We start from the raw sequence: 16,645 nt of genomic DNA, 5'->3' as shown, positions 1-16,645 counted from the left end.
GGTTGCAGTAGACAACCTCACATCCGTCAATACGATCAACCACCACCGATCCCCCAAATCCACCGCGACAGCCAGACCGGGGCACGGCACGGGAGGGCGCGGCGCGAGCGGAAAGGCGCGCGGTCTGGCGTGGGGTGGCAGGACGCGGCGCGGAAAGGCACGCGGTTCGGCGTGGGGTGGCAGAGCGAGGCGCGGGAAAGCGCGGCGCAAACAGAAAGCGCGGCGCAAACGGGCAGGCGCGCGGTTTGGCGTGGGGTGGCACGGCGAGGTAGGCCCCGGGCTGGGGCCTGCCTCGCCGTTCGCGGTGGGTCAGTCGGTGCCGAGGGCGGTCACCGGGCTCACCCGGGCCGCCCGGCGGGCCGGCAGCACGCCGGCCAGCGCCGTCAGGGCCACCAGCACCACGAACACCGCCAGCAGCTGGAAACCCGGGAGGGTCAGCGGCGCGTCCAGGCCGATCGCCGAGACGGCCAGCCAGGCGTAGGGAACGCCCAGCAGGAGGCCCAGGACCGCGCCGATCACGCCGTACAGGGCGGATTCCGTGGTGAGCATGGTGTGCAGGCCGGACCGGGACATGCCGACCGCCCGGAGCAGCCCGGACTCGCGGGAGCGTTCGACCACCGACAGGGCCGTGGTCGCGCCCACCCCGACCACCGCGATCAACACGGTCAGGCCGATCAGGGCCAGCGCCACCGCGAGGACCATGGCGAGGGCGTCGTTGATCTGGTCGTACTGGTCGGCGAGCACGGCCACCGCCAGGTCCGGTTGGCCGGCGGCCGCGGCGCGCAGGGAGCGCAGTGCGGCGGTCCGGCCGTCCTCGCCGGGGGCGGCGGCGTCGGCGAGCAGCCCGGTCGGGGCGGCGGGCATGCCCAGGCGGGTCAGGTCGGCGGCGTCCAGCAGGATTCCGGTGTGCAGCGGGGCCTGGCCGCCGAGGACGGCTGCCACCGTCACCCGGATCTGCCGTCCGGCCCGGCCGACCACCACCTCGTCGCCGGTCCGGAGGCCGTCGAGTTCGGCGACGATCTGGCCGATCACGGCCCGGCCGGGGGCCAGGCCGGTGACCGAGCCGGACACCGTGTCGAGTTCGGCGAGGCGGGGCACGTCCGCCACCGGCACGTCGGTCGCCGCGGCGTCCAGCATGGTGCCGATGCTGACCCCGTCGGTCCAGCGGTAGGTGGCGATCCGGGTGACGTCGGGGCTCTGCCGCACCCTGTCGGTGACGGCGGCGGGCAGGGCGGCGCCGGTGGGGCCGCGGAGTTCGAAGTCGGCGGGGGCGGCGGCCGCGGCTTCCCGGGTGGCGAGCACCCGGATCGAGTCGCCGCCGACGAGCACCCCGGTGACCAGGGTGACGCCGAGCGCGACCACCACCGACACGGCGGCGGCCCGGCGGGCGCTGCCGCCGACTCCGCCGACGGCGAGCCGGCCGACCGGGCCGAGCCGGCGCAGCGGCCAGGCGGCGACGGCGAGGACCGGCCGGACCAGTACCGGGCCGAGCGCGATCAGGGCGACGAACGCGAGCCCGCCGGACGCGACGACGCCGAGCATCATCGTCTCGGCCGAGTTGTACGGTTCGCCGGGGCCGGGAAGCCGGCTCCAGACCAGGGCGGCGATCCCGGCGGCGCCGGCGGCGAAGAGCAGGCCGGTGATCGTGCGGAGCACGCCGATGCCCTGCCGGGCGCCGGTGGTCGCCGCCGACCGCAGCGCTTCCAGGGGCGCGACCCGGGCGGCGGAGAGTGCCGGGGCGAGCACCGCCAGCACCGTGATCAGCACCGCCAGCAGCACCGTGAGACCGGCTTCGAGCAGCGGGAATCCCGGTCCGGACAGTGCGGAGCCGAAGGCGGACGCCACCGGTGGGATCAGGTGGCCGACGGCGAGCGCGGCCAGCACCCCGGTGAGCCCGGCGACCAGGCCGGTGAGGGCGCCTTCGGCGGCGAGCGCGCGGGACACCGCGCCCCGGCCGGCGCCGACCGCGCGGAGCAGGGCGAGTTGCCGCATCCGCTGGGCGAAGACGATCCGGAACGTGGAGGCGACGATCAGGCCGGCCGCGATCACGGCGACCGCGACGAACACCCGGACCACGATGAACAGCTGGTCGATCTCGTCGGCGGCGGCCCGTGCCTCGGCCAGCCGGGTCTGAGCCCCCGTGGTCACCTCCGGCGCACCTTCACGACCCTGGAAGAGATCAACCACCTGCTGTCGTACGCCGGAGGAATCGCCCCCGCCGTCCAGGCGCAGGTCGATCCGGTCGACCCAGTCGCCACCGGTCAGCCTGCCGACGGTGTCCGGCGTCCCGTAGGCGAGGGATCCGGCGTCGGCGGGCGGCTGGACCACCCCGACCACGGTCAGCGTCTGTTTGCCGCCCTCCCCTACGGTGACCGGCACGCCTGCGCCGAGCCGGAGGTCCATCCGTTCCACGGTGCGCGGGGTGACCGCGATCTCCCCGGGCGCCGTCGGGTACCGCCCCTGGCTGAGGGTGACGGTGCTCAGCGGCCCGCTGCCCGGATCGGTGGAGACGATCAGGTCGCCGGCGGGTGTCTGCACGTACGCCTCGGTACGGACGGCCACCTCGGCGACTCCGGGCAGCCTGCCGACCGCGGTGACGTCGGCGAACCGGACGTCGCCCTGCTGCACGACCAGGTCGACGGCTTCCGGAGTGCCGCTGAGCCCGCCGACGACGCTACGTTCGGTGATCTGCTGGGCGAGCACCGTCGCGTAGACCACGAACGACGCGACGAGCACCGCCAGCCCGGTGAGCAGCAGCCGGGCCGGCCTCCGCCCCACCCCGGCCAACTGCGTCCGCAGCACGACGCTCATCGGTTGACCGCCAGGCTCTGCAGGGCCTCGGTGACGGAGGTGATGTCCGGCTGGTGGATCTCGCCGGCCAGGCGCCCGTCGGCGAGCATGACGACCCGGTCGGCGTACGCGGCGGCGCCCGGGTCGTGGGTGACCATCACGATGGTCTGGCCCAGGTCGCGGGCCGAGTCGCGGAGCAGGGCGAGGACCTCGGCGCCGGAGCGGGAGTCCAGGTTGCCGGTGGGTTCGTCGGCGAAGACCACCTCGGGCCGGGAGACCAGCGCCCGGGCCAGGGCGACCCGTTGCTGCTGGCCGCCGGACAGTTCGCTGGGCAGGTGGCCGAGCCGCCCGCCCAGTCCGAGCGTGGTGATCAGCCGGTCCAGCAGCACCGGGTCCGGTTCGCGGCCGGCCAGGTCGAGCGGCAGGGTGATGTTGGCGGACGCGGTGAGCTGCGGCAGCAGGTTGAACGACTGGAAGACGAAGCCGATCCGCTCGCGCCGGGCCTTGGTGAGCACCCGGTCCGGCTGTTGCGTCAGGTCGGTGCCGCCGAGCAGCACCTGTCCGGAGGTGGCCGTGTCCAGGCCGGCCAGGCAGTGCATCAGGGTGGACTTGCCGGAGCCGGACGGGCCCATGATCGCGGTGAACCGGCCCCGCTCGAAGCCCACGCTGACGCCGTCGAGCGCGCGGACGGCGGTGTCGCCGGCGCCGTAGACCTTCACCAGGTCCACGGCCGCGACCGCGGCCGGGCCGTTGCGGTCCGTCACTGGTGCGGACTGCCTCTGCATGTGAGAACTCCAAGCTCGGTGGGATCGGACGATCGAAGACTGTCCGACCCGGGCGGCACCCCACATCCCTCTCCGGGCATGGGCCCGGCTATGTCTTTCGGCCGATGATGGCCCGGCACGGGGCCGCCTACGCTGGGTCACGATGATGAACCTCGCCCTGCTCCGCATGGGCCAGCTCGCCGCGTTCGGGGTGCTGGCTCTCCTCGGCATCCTCGACATCCAGGGCGGCCTGGCGAACGGCGGTCTGGCGCTCGCTCTCTGGCGGATCGCGGCGGCGATGGTGGCCGCGGCGGTCTGGTTGCCGGCGCACCGGCAGGACTCGGTCCGGCTGCCGCAGGCGGGTCTGCTGCTGGGTCTGCACGCGCTGCTGCTGAGCGTGGGGATGTCCCGCAATGCCGAGGCCGAGACGACGCTGTGGGGCCTGGCCGAGTCGGTGGCCCTGCTCGGGGTGCTGATGGTGGTGTCCCGCCGGGGCCGGACGGTGTGGGCGGTCCCTGCGGTGGCGGTGCTGCTGCTGGCGGTCGGCACGTTGCCGTTGCGGGCCGGCGCGATCGGGGGCCAGGTGGTCGTCTTCGGTCTGATCCAGGCGCTGGCCGGGGCGGCCGCCATCGGCATCGGCGTCTATCTGCGCACGCTGGAGGGCAACCGGCAGCGGGCGGTGGACACGGTCCGGGCCGAGCAGCGGGCCGAGTTCGCCCGCGATCTGCACGACTTCATCGCCCACCACGTGACGGGCATCGTGGTGCAGGCGCAGGGCGCCCGGTTCATCGCCGAGCAGGATCCGCAGCGGGTGCTGCTGGCGCTGGAGCAGATCGAGCAGGCCGGCAGCGAGACGATGGCGTCGATGCGCCGGATGGTCGGGGTGCTGCGCGACTCGGACTCGCGGCCGGACGCTCCGCTCGCCCCGGTGGCCGGGGTCGGTGACCTGGAGATCCTGGTCGAGCAGTACACGGCGGCCGGTGGCCCGGTGGCCCGGCTGCACTTCGACGGGGACATGGCCGGGTTGCCGGTGGAGGTCTCCACGTCGGCCTACCGGGTGGTGATGGAGGCGCTCACCAACACCCGGCAGCACGCCCCGGAGGCACGGAACGTGGAGGTCTGGCTCACCCGTACCGCCGAGCAGTTGTTGGTGAGAGTGGGCAACGACGGACCCGCACCCCGCCCGCCCACGCCGCGGGAACGCCCTGGATATGGTCTCGTCGGACTCACCGAACGGGTCCGCGCGGTCGGCGGGATGATCACCGCGGGCCCCGGTGTCGGGGGCGGATGGGTGGTCGACGCGGTGCTGCCGCTGGAGTGGAGTGTCTCTTGATCAGGGTGATGATCGCCGACGACCAGGCCATGGTCCGGACCGGGTTCGGCATGATCCTCGGCGCGCAGCCGGACATGGAGGTCGTCGGCGAGGCCGCGGACGGGGTGGAGGCGGTCGCCGAGGCGCGGCGGCTGAAACCGGACGTGGCGCTGATGGACATCCGGATGCCGCGGATGGACGGGCTGCAGGCGCTGCGGCTGCTGGCCGGGCCGGACGTGCCGGATCCGGTGAAGGTGGTCGTGGTGACCACCTTCGACCTGGACGAGTACGTGCATCAGGCGCTGCTCGGCGGCGCGGCCGGGTTCCTGCTGAAGGATTCCGGGCCGGCGCTGCTGATCGAGGCGGTGCGGGCGGCCGCCTCCGGTGACGCGCTGGTCAGCCCGTCGATCACGGTCCGGCTGCTGCGTCATCTGGCGGCCCCGGCGCCGTCCGGTGGGGACGGCGGGCTGTCCCCGCGCGAGCTGGAGGTGGTCCGGTTGACCGCCCGCGGCCAGACCAACGCGGAGATCGCCGGCGAGCTGTTCATCTCGGTCGGCACGGTGAAGACCCATCTCGGCAGCATCCACACCAAGCTGGGCACCCGGAACCGGGTGGAGATCGCCGCCTGGGCCTGGGAGCGGCGCCTGGTCGCCTGACTCCGGTGGGCCGCCCCGAGAGGCGGCCCCGGACCGCCGATCAGGCCGAGATGCCCTTGAGCTGGCCCTTGGTGAGCAGCGCCGCGACCGGCGGCTCGGTCACCACGGGGGTGGGCTTGAACAGGTTGCGGGCGGCCTGCTTGGCCGGGCCGAGCCGGTGCCGGGCGATCAGCTTGGCGTCCGAGCGCATCTGGGCGCTGCGCGGCACCGGGATCGACGGCTGGTACCCGAACTTGGCCAGCTGCTCACCGAACGCGGCCTCGCACTTGCGCAGCTCCTCGTCGGTGAGGCGGGTGCGCCAGCTCTCGATGCGCTCGGTGGTCGGCGCCTGATGGGTGAGGGTGTGCCAGGTCTTGTACTCCGGCACGGCCACCGACGCCAGCTTGTTCGGCGTACTCATGGCCGGGTCGTAGTCCTCCTCCAGGAAGTCGCACATCCGGCGCAGGTGCGGCTCCGGATCGGCGACCAGGTCCTCGTAGCGGACCTGGAACCAGACGTCCTTGGGGTAGCGCCGGGCGGCCATCAGCGACGCGTCGGCCGACTTGGCCCAGTAGTCGATGAGGGTGTCGAACTCGGACGGTTTCCACGGCGTCTCCTTGAGCGACGCCACGCAGTCCCGGCCGTCCCGCATGATGTTGATGATCTGCGCGTCCGGGAACAGGCGCAGGATCGTCGGGAGGTGACGCAGGTAGAGCGGGCGTTTGTCGCCCCAGCGGGGCTTGCCGAACCGCTCCGAGTACATCCGGAAGACGATGCCGAAGGCGGAACCGAGGGTGGGCGGGCCGGCCACGATCGCCTCGGTCGTCTGCTCGGGATCCAGGCCCAGATCCTCGAACTGTGACGACGTGACGATGAAGCGGGCCAGCTCGTCCCGGTTGGCGGCCTCGGTGAGGTCTCCGAACTCGGCGCGTTTCTGGTACGCCGCAAGTAGGAACCGGGTCTCCGGCGGTAGCGCGATCCGCGGATGCGCGTGCAACATGAGTTGCAGCATCGTCGTACCGGACCGGGGACAGCCGACGACGAAGATCGGGCGGTCACTCGACATGACGACCACCGTAAATTGCCTCGACCGGGTTTGTCGTCCCCGCTTGCCGCATGGCGCTCCTTTCCAGGTCTTCCCACTGATCTTGAAGACTTGGCAAAGATTTCGCAAAAAGCCTGTGCTGGAAAGACCCTTCAGCTGTCGGCTAGCTGTGAATTGACTGGCAGTTTTCGCGTCGGACCGAAGGTCCCGGTCCACGTTGACAGCCAGCACCCGGTCACCACCAGCGCGAACCCGGCGATCGTGCCCGGTCCGATCGGCTCGTTGAGCAGGATCACTCCGAGCAGTACCGCGACGACCGGGTTGAAGTAGGTGACCAGACCGGCCCGGTTCGACCCCGCGAGGCCGATCAGTTGATAGAAGGCGAGCAGTGCGGCGGCCGTGCAGAACACCCCGAGCACGATCAGCGCGCCCCAGGCGTCCGCGCCGACCGGCCCGGACGGCAGCACCAGCAGGCTGACCGGGGCGAGCACGATCGTGGTGGTGACGGTGGTGCCGACGGTCAGCGCCTCCGGCGGCAGGTGCGCGGCGCGGCGCTGCACCAGCATGGTGGCGACGGCGTAACTGATCGCGGCGAGCAGCACCATCGCGGCGCCGAGCAGACCCCAGCTGTCGCCGCCCAGGTCCACGCCGACCAGCACGACCACCCCGGCGAAACCGAGCAGCAGCCCGGCCGTGCGCCGTGGGGTGAGCGGCTCGGCCCGGGACATCAGCAGCGCGATCACCACGGGTTCGACGGCGATCAGGATGCCGGTCAACGACGAGGTGATGTGCTGCTCGCCGTAGGTGATCAGCAGGAACGGGCCGATGATGTGCACGGCCGAGATCAGGGTCACGGTCCGCAGGTTGCCGCGCAGCGCGCCGAGGGTGCCGCGGAGCAGGGCGACCGGGATCAGCACGGCGGCGGCGATCCCGGCCCGGCCGGCGACCACCAGCAGCGGCGACAGGTCGTCGATCGCGATCTTGATGAGGAAGTACGGGATGCCCCAGAGGATGGACACCGCGGCGAAGAGGAGCCAGGCGAGACGATTCACCCTCTCACCATCGCCCCGTACGGTGGTAAGCGGAAGTGACCACTTACTGATGCCGTGTTAAGGAAAACTGATGATCGATCCGCGTCGCCTGCGGGTGCTCACCGAGGTCGCCCGGCACGGCAGCTTCAACCGGGCCGCCGCCGAGCTGCGGCTCACCCCGTCCGCGGTGTCCCAGCAGATCAGCGCCCTGGAGCGGGCCGTCGGCACGGCCGTCGTCCGGCGCAGCACCCGCGGGGTCGAGCTGACCGCCGCCGGCCGGGTCCTGACCGGCACCGCCGAGACCATCGACGCCGAGCTGCGGCTCGCCGAGAACGAGATCGCCCGGCTCGCCACCCGGGGTGTCGAACGACTGACCGTGGCCACCTTCACCAGCGGCGGGCAGCGGATCCTGCCGCACGCGCTGCTCGGCTTCACCCGCGACCACCCGGCGGTCGAGCTCACCGTGATCGAGAGCGAGCCCGAGGACAGCCTGCCGCTGGTCCGCTCCGGCGGGGCCGACCTGGCGCTGGTCTACCACTTCGACGGCCCGCCGCCGGTCCCCGCCGGGCTGGACTGGCTGCCGCTGCTCGACGACCCGATGTGGATCGTCGTCCCGGCCGGGCACCGGCACGCCGGGCGCACCGCGCTCACCATCGCCGAGCTGGGCGGCGAGCGCTGGGTGCACGGCTGCCTGTCCATCAGCGAGATGCTCGACCACTACGCGGCACTGGCCGGCATCGAGGTGGAGACCGCGTGCCGGGGCACCGACTACCAGTTCGCGCAGTCCCTGGTCCGGGCCGGGGTGGGCATCGCGATGATCCCCGAGGTGGCGCTCACCGCCGACGCCTCCGGGCTGCACGCGGCCCGGCTCGTCCCGCCCGCGCCGTGCCGGTACGTCGGGGTGGCCACCTCGGCCCGGCGGCGCACCGACCCGGTGGTCACGGCGCTGCTGCGGACGCTGCGCGCGACAGTCGGGGCGCTGCCCGCCACCCCGCTGGCTACAGCGTGATCCAGTAACGGCGGAGCCGGCCGATCGAGGTGTCCCGGACGTCCTCCAGGACACCGCCGTTGCGCTCGATCACCCGGGCCGACGCCGGGTTGTCCACGTCGCAGGTCACCAGCACCCGGTCCATCCCCCGCTCCCGGGCCACCGTCAGGGTCTCGGCGCACGCCCAGGTGGCCAGGCCGCGTTTGCGCTCCGACGGCCGCACCCCGTAACCGATGTGGCCGCCCGCGTCGAGCAGGAAGTCGTTCAGCTCGTGGCGCAGGGCGATCGCCCCCAGATAGCGGTCGCCCTCGACGATCCAGCGGAACGTGCACGGCACCCAGCCCTCCGGGGCGGTCGCCTCCGCCGCGCGCAGAGCCTGCACCCACGCGGCGAAACCATCGGGCGTGTCCACCTCGTCACCCGGTCGCAGGCCCGCCCCGTCCTGGTGCACACCGTGCCCCCACTCGTCACGGGATTCGATCCAGGAGGCGTGCAGGGAAACGGTCGGCGTCACCAGTTGCGGCATGCGCCGACCGTACTCAGCAATCGTCTTGCCCGTCCTTCGAATTTCAGACGCGCAACAGGCGCTGGATCTGATTCTGCCGCGACTCCGTCATGCGTTCGGCCAGTTCCACGGCTTGCGGGTACGCCCCGTCAGCCGCCTGCATCCGGATCGTCTCCATCGCGTTGTGCAGATTGGCGAGCAGCAATGCCGTCGCGGCCCGGTCGAATTCCGCGCCCGCGAGATCGCCCAGCCCGGTGAAATCCTCCTCCCGCAACGAATGCAGATCACCGTGCCCGGCGTGCAGTTTCTGGTCCGGCGCCGCCGTCATCGGCTTGCCCCACACCTGGAGCCAGCCGCGCATCATCGGCGCCTCGGTCCGCCAGGCGCCGCGCAGCTCGGTGGCGACCGCGCGGACCTCCGGGTCGGTGGCCCGGCGCTCGACGGCCTGGGCGATCCGGTCCCCCTCGGCGATCTGCGCCAGCCCCATCTGCAGGAACATCACGTCGGTGTCGTTGTGCGCCTCGGCTTGTTCGCCGCCGCCACAGGCCCCCGTCATCAGCAGGGCCAGGACGGCGACCAGGGCCAGGGTTCGTCGTGCGACCGGGCCGGGCCGCACGACGGGCCCTAGACCGCGGACCACAGTGCGGCGGTGTACGGCGGTTCCCAGCCGACCAGCGCGGTGTGCGCCTGCCGGCACTGGTAGGCGACGCCGTTGTAGGTCACCCGGGCGCCCACCTGGTACGCGGTCCCGGCCGCCCACGTCGTCGTCCCGCTCGTCGCCGTCGGGGTCGGCGTCGGCTTCGGGCTGGTCGTCGGCGACACGGTCGGGGTGGGCGTCGGGGTCGGGTTGCCGCCGGTGCCGCCGATGTTCACGTCCACACACGAGTAGAACGCGTTGATCGTGTCGGCGATGTTCCAGCGGGCCAGGACCGTCTGACGGCCGCTGAACCCGGCCAGGCTCACCGTGTGCGACTTGGTGGCCCCCGGCTGGGCGCCGTTGTCGTTGAACGACGCCAGCCGGGTGCCGCCGATGAAGTACTCCCAGGTGGAGGTGGCGTGCCGGGCGGTGATCACCCAGTTGAAGGTGACGCTGGTGCCGACGGTGGCGGCCGGCCAGGCCTTCGACGTGTCGTTCAGGACGGCGAACCGGGAGCCGCCGCCGTTGCACTGCGTCGAGCCCTTCGGGGCCTCGACGCTCTGCGGCTCGTAGATGATGTCGCCACAACCGGAGACGGCGCCGCTGGCACAGTTGGCCTGCCGGCTGGGCGGGGACGAGATGTAACCGTGGGCGGACGCCGGGGAGACGGCCACCAGGAGAGACCCGGCAACAGCGGTTCCGGTCAACACGGAGAGGGTGAACCTGCGCCTCATGCTCAACTCCTCGGACAAAGGGGACGTGTTCACCAACGTAAATTAAATGTCCTTAACAGTAAATATTGTTAATAATTTTCAGACCCCTATTCCGGTACGCCCGGCAAATCCCACTTTTCTCCCAACCCGCCCTCAGCCACGGGTGTCCAGAGGCGCTGTCGGTGATCCCGGAACCTGGCGGTGTTCTCCGCTCTCCGCCCCCGCTCCGCTCTCAGCCCCACTCCCATCCCCGCCTCCCCGTCCCGCCCTCAGCCCTACTCGCCGCCCCGCTCCCTGCTCCACTTCCATCTCCCTCGCCGCCCCGCTCCCGACTCCCCGCCCCCGCTCTCTCCCCACGGAAGCAGTGGGACGGAATCTAGAGTGGAGGGATGTCCGTGGACCTGTTCGCCGGGATCTCCGTCAGCGACTATCCAGCGGCGGTCGCCTGGTATGCGCGGTTGTTCGGCGGGCCACCGGCATTCGAGCCGAACGACGTCGAATCGGTGTGGAAGGCCGGCGAGCACGCCTACGTCTACGTCCAGCACCGGCCGGATCATGCCGGTCACGCCTTGACCACCCTGTTCGTCACCGACCTCGACGCCCGGCTCGCGGCGATCGAGTCCCGGGGCCTGTCCCCCACCGCAGTCGAGGTCTACGCCGCCGGCTCCCGCAAGGCCACCTTCACCGACCACGACGGCAACGAGATCGGATTCGCCGGCCCGATCTGACCGCCACACCCACCAGACCGGAGCACACGACCACCCCGGATCCACCGCGAGTCCGCCCCGGATCCACCTCGGGTCCGCCTCGGGTCCGCGTCACCGGTGACCTCGCGCCCCGGCCGGTCACCGCCGTGCCGGCCGGTGCGGGTTTTCGGCGAGGGCCAGCAAGGGCCGACAAGGGCCGGCAAGGGCGCTGAACTCGTCACACGACGCCGCGGGCAAGGGCGGGCCGGCGAGGGCTGATGGGGTTTCGGTGACCACCGCGTCCGGCCCGGCGGTCGCCGGGCGGTCAAGAGGGGCGCATTGCTTGCGTGGTGGGGGCGGGGCCTTGGACGGGCGTACGAAAAAAGAGGTTCTTGGTGGTCAGAATTACCGCTACTCCCAGTAACAAGCCGGCCAGGACGTCGCTGGTCCAATGGACGCCGAGGATCACCCGGGTGATCGCTGTGATGATCGGAATCAGCCACAGTGCCCACAGCCTGGGGAAGATGGTGATGAAGACCGCCACGCCCAGGACCGCGTTCAGGGCGTGGCCGGACGGGAACGCCCAACCGGCCGCCCAGGACACCGGGTCGGCGAGTTCCGGGCGGGCCCGGGTGAACACGAGTTTGAGCAGCGCGCCCAGCAGACCGCCGGCGACCATGGTCACCGTCACCCAGAGCGCGGTCCGGCGGTCGCCGCGGCGGAGCAGCCACAGCACCAGGATCGCGGCGGCCAGGCGGAAGACGTTCGGCTGGAACAGGTTCGTCAGCCAGGTCGTCGTCGTGGTCAGCGCCGGGTGGGTGAGCGCCGCCTGGTTCGCCCACGCCGTCACCCAGCGGTCGGCGTCGTGCACCGGGCCCCAGCCGGTCGCCACCAGGGTCGCCAGCAGCACGAACGGGACCAGGGGCAGCAGCACGAGTGATCGCATGACGAACCATTACCCCACAGCGAGCTGCGAAGACGCTGTCAGAACAGTTCCAGGTCACCGGACCGGCCGTCGGTCTGTCCGGCCAGCCGGGTGCGGTCGGCGGAGTACTCGTTGATCTGGCCGATCGCGTTCTGCACCTGGTCGACCAGGCCGGTGATGGTGTGGTGCTGGGCGCCGGCGACCTGCCGGACCTGCCCGATCGCCGTCCGGACACTGCGCAGCGTGTCGGTCATGGTGGCCACCGCGCTGGATACGTCGGTGGCGGCGACCGTCAGCGTGTTCAGTGTCGCGGTGATCCGTTCGGTGGACTCGGCGGTGTCGTCGGCGAGTTTGCGCACCTCGTCGGCGACCACCGCGAACCCCAGCCCGGCCTCACCGGCGCGGGCGGCCTCGATCGTGGCGTTCAGGGCCAGCATCCGGGTCTGCCCGGCGATCGACGCGATCACCGCCACCATCTCCCGGGTGGCCGGCAGGCTGACGGTCAGCGCCTCGGCCGCCTGATCAGCGCGTTCGGCGGTCTCGGCCATCTGTTCGGTGGCCTCGTACGCGGTCGCCGCCCCGGTGTTGATCTCGTCCACCGAGGCGTTCACCGCGTCCACCTCGCGGACCGCGTCGCCGAGCTGGTAGGTGACCCCGCCGATGATCTGCTCCGACTCGATCTCCACCTTGCGCAGCACGTCGTCCCGTTCGACCTCGCGGGCGGCGACCTCCTCCTCGCGCTCCTGGCTCTCCCGGTCGCGCAGCTCGGCCAGCTCCCGGCTGTGCTGATCGATAGCGGCCAGCATGTCGTTGATCGCCGACCCGAGCGCGTCGATGTCCGGATCGTGTGACGGCGGCACCCGCAACTCCAGGTCACCCTCGGCCATGATCTTCTCGGTGGTGAGCCGGAGCGGCTGCACGTTGTGCCGCACCGCCCGCCGCATGCCCAGCCGGACCACCATGCTGACCGCGCCCAGCGCGATCAGCAGCACCACTCCCAGCTGCACCAGGGTGACCTGCGCGCGGGCCCGGATCGGCCGCTCGGTGAGCCCTTCGAAGGTGACCGGCACCCCGTCCACGCCGGTGATCGTGCACTCCACCGCGATCTCGTTGCCGACCTCGGCGGTGGAGACCGCGATCGGGCCGAACGCGCTGTCCAGTTCCCGCAGCGCCTCGGCGCCCTCGCGGGGCGCGGCCCGCAGCGCGATCTCGTCGTCGGTCGCCTTCGCCAGCGCGCCCAGGGCCGACGCGTCCAGGGCCCGGAACACCAGCAGCGAGCCGTTCGAGGCGCCGGTGCCCTCGGTCCGGTAGACCGGGAACGAACAGAACTGGGTCGGCGTCCCGGTCACACTGGTCAGACCGCAGAACGACGAGCCGGGTTCGCCGGTACGGAGGTAGTCGGCCAGCACGTCCGGGTCGTCCAGCGGCTCCGGCGCCGTCCGGTACACCGCGCCGTCGATCAGGCCACCCGCCCGGATCCGGCCCTTCGGATCGGTCAGCAGCACACCGGAGAAGCCGTACTCCGCGGTCAGCACCCGCGGCGGCATGTCGGCGGCGAACTGTTCGGTGTCCCCGGCGGCCAGGGTGCGGTAGAGCGCCGTCCAGATCGAGTTGGTGACGCCGAAATCGTTCAGCCGCTGAGCCTGCGCGCTGATCGCCACCCGTAACTCTTCTGCGTCCTTGCCGATCTGGGTACGCTCCAGGCGGTCGAAACCCGACACGGTGACCGCGTACACCGGTATCCCGAGGACGATCAGCATGACACCGACGAGACCGAGTACCGGCAGCCACTCGCCCCGCCGGAAGGCCGCAGCCAACCGGAATCGCCCCACACCGGTCCGTTCGGCATGAAGGCGGACCTGCTGAGCCTTTGCTCAACAAACGCCGACTCCAGCCGATCCTGCGGAGCGTGAGGATGCGGGTGCCGCTGTGGGCGGGATGGCTGACGGTGGCCTTCGTGGCGGCCCTCTGCTTCCCGCTGGTCCCCGACGACAGCCTGCCGGCCAAGATCTACGTCAACACGGTCGGGCTGTCCGGTGTCGTCGCGATGGTCGTCGGGGTGCTGCGGAACCGGCCGGAGAACCGGAGCGCGTGGCTGCTGTTCGCGGCCGGGGTGCTGACCTTCGTCTCCGGCGACATCACGTACGACGTGACCGAGCTGCGGCTGGGCGAGTACCCGTACCCGTACTGGGCCGACCTGCTCTACCTGTCCGCCTACCCGATCCTCTGGCTGGCCCTGTCCCGGCTGGGCCGCGGCCACGGCGAACGCGACCGCGGCGGGATCATCGACGCCGCCGTCATCTCCACCGGCATCGGGCTGATCTTCTGGGTCACCGTGGTCGGGCCGACCCTCGCCGACGCCGGATCGCCGATCCTGGACCGGCTCGTCACCATCGGGTACCCGCTCGCCGACGTGCTCCTGACCACCGCCGTCGCCCGGATGCTGACCCGGCCGGAGAACCGGACCACGAGCCTGCGCCTGATGTCGGCCGGCGCCATCCTGATGCTCACCGGCGACCTCGTCTACACGACCATGTCCAGCACCGGGGTGTACACCGGCGGCTACGTCGACTCGGTGTTCCTGATGGCGTACGCCTGCTGGGGTTGTGCGGCCCTGCACCCGTCGATGCGCCAGCGGCCGGACACCACGCTGACCGCCCAGCAGATCGGCCGGAGCCGGCTCGCCCTCCTGATGATCTTCACGTTGATCGCGCCCGGCCTGCTCTTCGCCGAGGGGTTCGCCGATCCGACGAGCATCGCCTGGCGCTCGATCGGCATCGGCGCCGTCGCCCTGTTCCTGCTCGTCGTGTTCCGGATGTGGGGCCTCGTCCAGCAGGTGAAATCGCAGGCCACCCGCCTCGGCGACCTGGCCATGCACGACGCGCTCACCGGGCTGGACAACAGGCGCGCCTTCGAACAGGAACTCACCACCGCCGTCGCCTCCGGCGCACCGACCGTGCTGCTGCTCGACCTGAACGGCTTCAAGGCCGTCAACGACCGGTTCGGGCACGCGGTCGGCGACGAACTCCTGGTCGCCGTCGCCCAGCGGATCGCCGGCACGGTGCCGTCCGGCGCCCTCGCGGCCCGGATGGGCGGTGACGAGTTCGCCGTCCTGCTGCCGGACGGTAGGGACGCCGAGGATCTGGCGGTACGTCTGCGTGCCGCGATCCACCGCCCGGTCCTGGCCGGCGGGCACGATCTGCTGGTCGGCGCCAGCATCGGCATCGCCGAGCCGGTCGGCGCCGCCGCCGGTGACCCGGTCGAGACCCTGCGGCGCGCCGACGTCGCCATGTACGCCGCGAAGGCCGACGGCGGCCGGTACCGCACCTACGCCGACGACCTCGACGACGCCGCCGGTGAGGAGGCCCGCCTCGGCGCCGACCTGCGGGCCGGACTCGACCGGGGCGAGTTCCACCTCGTCTACCAGCCCATCGTCGAACTCCCGAACGGCGCGGTCAGCGCCGTCGAGAGCCTGGTCCGCTGGACCCACCCGGAACGCGGCAACGTGCCCCCGGACGTCTTCATCCCGGTCGCCGAACGCAACGGGCTCATCGTCGAACTCGGCGAATGGATCCTGCGGACCGCCTGCCTGCAGTACGCCGACTGGTGGCGGCAGGGCATCGCCCCGGAACGTTTCGGCGTCAACGTCTCCGCCCGGCAGCTCGCCGAACCCGCCTTCCCGCACATCGTCGCCGCGATCCTCGCCGAGACCGGCATCCACCCCACCCGGCTCGTCGTCGAAGTCACCGAGACCGCCGTCTTCGGAGGCGGCGCCGAGGTCCGCACCGTCCAGGAACTCAACGACCTGGGCATCTCCATCGCCCTCGACGACTTCGGCACCGGCCACTCGTCACTGGGCCTGCTGCAGACCCTGCCGGTCCAGGTCCTCAAGGTCGACAAGTCCTTCGTCGAGAACGTGACGATGGCCGGGCGGCACGCGGTGATCGCCACCTCGCTGATCCAGGTCGCCAACGGACTCGGCCTGGTCGCCGTCGCCGAAGGGGTGGAGACCGCCGAGCAGGCCGCCGAGCTCTATCGCCTCGGTTATCGCCGGGCCCAGGGTTACCACTTCGGCCGCCCGGTGCCCGGCTCCGCTCACAGATCCAGCAGCTCGACCGTCACCGCGGCCGTCGACCCGGGCTCCAGCGACTCGGCCTTGCGGATGGCGCGTTTCACCGGCAGCACGTAGGCGTCGCGCCCGCTGCCCGGGAAGATCGACGTGGTCCAGGTGCTGCCGCCCAACTCGACCCGAACCCGCAACGACCCGAACCCACGGGTCAGGCCGGCCGCCCGATCCCGGATCTCCTCCGACGCCTCCACCGGCAGGCTGACGAACGTCCAGTTCTCGTCGGGGCGCGCCGCCCAGACCCACAGCTCACTCTCGAACTCCACCTTCACCCCCGCAGCATGCCACCGGGGTACGACACGTCCACCACGACGACCACCCGGATCCCGCCGCCCGGTCCGCCCGGCCGGCTTGTTACCGGGAGCAGAAGAAATTCCGACAAACCTTTTTTCGTACGCCCGTCAAAGGCCCTGTCCCCCCCACGCAAGCAATGCGCCCCTCTCGACCGCCCGGCGACCGCCGGGCCGGACGCGGTGGTCACCGAAAAC

At 71.7% G+C, this 16,645-nt stretch carries 15 protein-coding genes; 5 read left to right on the top strand and 10 right to left on the bottom strand.

From position 1 onward, the window contains the following. Window positions 1-309 precede the first annotated feature (309 nt). The gene (locus Aco03nite_RS03245) at window positions 310-2,811 is read right to left on the bottom strand and encodes an FtsX-like permease family protein (protein ID WP_203793061.1); all 2,502 of its coding nucleotides are present in this window, start codon (window positions 2,809-2,811) and stop codon (window positions 310-312) included. Beyond that, window positions 2,808-3,575 (bottom strand): ABC transporter ATP-binding protein, encoded by a 768-nt coding sequence (locus Aco03nite_RS03240; RefSeq protein ID WP_203793060.1) that lies wholly within the window; start codon window positions 3,573-3,575, stop codon window positions 2,808-2,810. Before Aco03nite_RS03240 ends, Aco03nite_RS03245 begins: the two co-directional genes overlap by 4 nt. A gap of 142 nt (window positions 3,576-3,717) precedes the next feature. Here Aco03nite_RS03240 and Aco03nite_RS03235 point away from each other — a divergent pair, with 142 nt between their 5' ends. Continuing rightward, the gene (locus tag Aco03nite_RS03235) at window positions 3,718-4,887 is read left to right on the top strand and encodes a sensor histidine kinase (RefSeq protein ID WP_203793059.1); all 1,170 of its coding nucleotides are present in this window, start codon (window positions 3,718-3,720) and stop codon (window positions 4,885-4,887) included. Further along, window positions 4,884-5,522, top strand: coding sequence for a response regulator (locus Aco03nite_RS03230; RefSeq protein ID WP_203793058.1), 639 nt, complete (start codon window positions 4,884-4,886; stop codon window positions 5,520-5,522). Before Aco03nite_RS03235 ends, Aco03nite_RS03230 begins: the two co-directional genes overlap by 4 nt. 40 nt (window positions 5,523-5,562) lie before the next feature. Here Aco03nite_RS03230 and Aco03nite_RS03225 read toward each other — a convergent pair whose 3' ends face one another. Further along, window positions 5,563-6,567: a sulfotransferase family protein gene (locus Aco03nite_RS03225; protein WP_203793057.1), complete on the bottom strand. Its 1,005-nt coding sequence runs from the start codon at window positions 6,565-6,567 to the stop codon at window positions 5,563-5,565. Window positions 6,568-6,698: 131 nt separating this feature from the next. Then, window positions 6,699-7,598 carry a DMT family transporter gene (locus tag Aco03nite_RS03220; protein ID WP_203793056.1) on the bottom strand — a complete coding sequence of 300 codons (900 nt, stop codon included), beginning with the start codon at window positions 7,596-7,598 and terminating at the stop codon, window positions 6,699-6,701. A gap of 70 nt (window positions 7,599-7,668) precedes the next feature. Here Aco03nite_RS03220 and Aco03nite_RS03215 point away from each other — a divergent pair, with 70 nt between their 5' ends. Next, window positions 7,669-8,586 (top strand): LysR family transcriptional regulator, encoded by a 918-nt coding sequence (locus Aco03nite_RS03215; protein WP_203793055.1) that lies wholly within the window; start codon window positions 7,669-7,671, stop codon window positions 8,584-8,586. On the opposite strand, the gene Aco03nite_RS03210 is transcribed toward Aco03nite_RS03215, so the two are convergent. The 3 genes from Aco03nite_RS03210 to Aco03nite_RS03200 are packed head-to-tail and all read right to left on the bottom strand — an operon-like array spanning window position 8,576 to window position 10,441. After that, window positions 8,576-9,091 carry a GNAT family N-acetyltransferase gene (locus tag Aco03nite_RS03210; RefSeq protein WP_203793054.1) on the bottom strand — a complete coding sequence of 172 codons (516 nt, stop codon included), beginning with the start codon at window positions 9,089-9,091 and terminating at the stop codon, window positions 8,576-8,578. The two genes, Aco03nite_RS03215 and Aco03nite_RS03210, sit on opposite strands and share 11 nt — an antisense overlap. A gap of 43 nt (window positions 9,092-9,134) precedes the next feature. Continuing rightward, on the bottom strand, window positions 9,135-9,686 hold the full coding sequence (locus tag Aco03nite_RS03205; protein WP_239144877.1) for a DUF305 domain-containing protein: 552 nt from the start codon (window positions 9,684-9,686) through the stop codon (window positions 9,135-9,137). An 8-nt stretch (window positions 9,687-9,694) separates the two neighbouring features. Beyond that, a complete protein-coding gene (locus Aco03nite_RS03200; RefSeq protein ID WP_203793053.1) occupies window positions 9,695-10,441 on the bottom strand; it encodes a lytic polysaccharide monooxygenase in 747 nt (248 codons plus the stop codon). Between the two features lie 368 nt (window positions 10,442-10,809). Here Aco03nite_RS03200 and Aco03nite_RS03195 point away from each other — a divergent pair, with 368 nt between their 5' ends. Next, window positions 10,810-11,148, top strand: coding sequence for a VOC family protein (locus Aco03nite_RS03195; protein WP_203793052.1), 339 nt, complete (start codon window positions 10,810-10,812; stop codon window positions 11,146-11,148). Window positions 11,149-11,431: 283 nt separating this feature from the next. On the opposite strand, the gene Aco03nite_RS03190 is transcribed toward Aco03nite_RS03195, so the two are convergent. Next, window positions 11,432-12,052 (bottom strand): phosphatase PAP2 family protein, encoded by a 621-nt coding sequence (locus Aco03nite_RS03190; protein ID WP_203793051.1) that lies wholly within the window; start codon window positions 12,050-12,052, stop codon window positions 11,432-11,434. Between the two features lie 38 nt (window positions 12,053-12,090). Beyond that, complete coding sequence (locus Aco03nite_RS03185) at window positions 12,091-13,791, bottom strand: methyl-accepting chemotaxis protein (protein WP_203793050.1); 1,701 nt, start codon at window positions 13,789-13,791, stop codon at window positions 12,091-12,093. 155 nt (window positions 13,792-13,946) lie between these two features. Here Aco03nite_RS03185 and Aco03nite_RS03180 point away from each other — a divergent pair, with 155 nt between their 5' ends. Then, complete coding sequence (locus tag Aco03nite_RS03180; RefSeq protein WP_203793081.1) at window positions 13,947-16,220, top strand: putative bifunctional diguanylate cyclase/phosphodiesterase; 2,274 nt, start codon at window positions 13,947-13,949, stop codon at window positions 16,218-16,220. Here Aco03nite_RS03180 and Aco03nite_RS03175 read toward each other — a convergent pair. Further along, entirely contained in the window at window positions 16,127-16,429 is a 303-nt protein-coding gene (locus tag Aco03nite_RS03175; protein WP_203793049.1) for a DUF1905 domain-containing protein, read from the bottom strand. The two genes, Aco03nite_RS03180 and Aco03nite_RS03175, sit on opposite strands and share 94 nt — an antisense overlap. Window positions 16,430-16,645: the final 216 nt, after the last annotated feature.

The organism is Actinoplanes couchii (assembly GCF_016862075.1).
GTDB lineage: Bacteria > Actinomycetota > Actinomycetes > Mycobacteriales > Micromonosporaceae > Actinoplanes > Actinoplanes couchii.
Note: the sequence above shows the minus strand (reverse complement) of the source record. Positions and strands in the feature narration are given on the sequence as shown.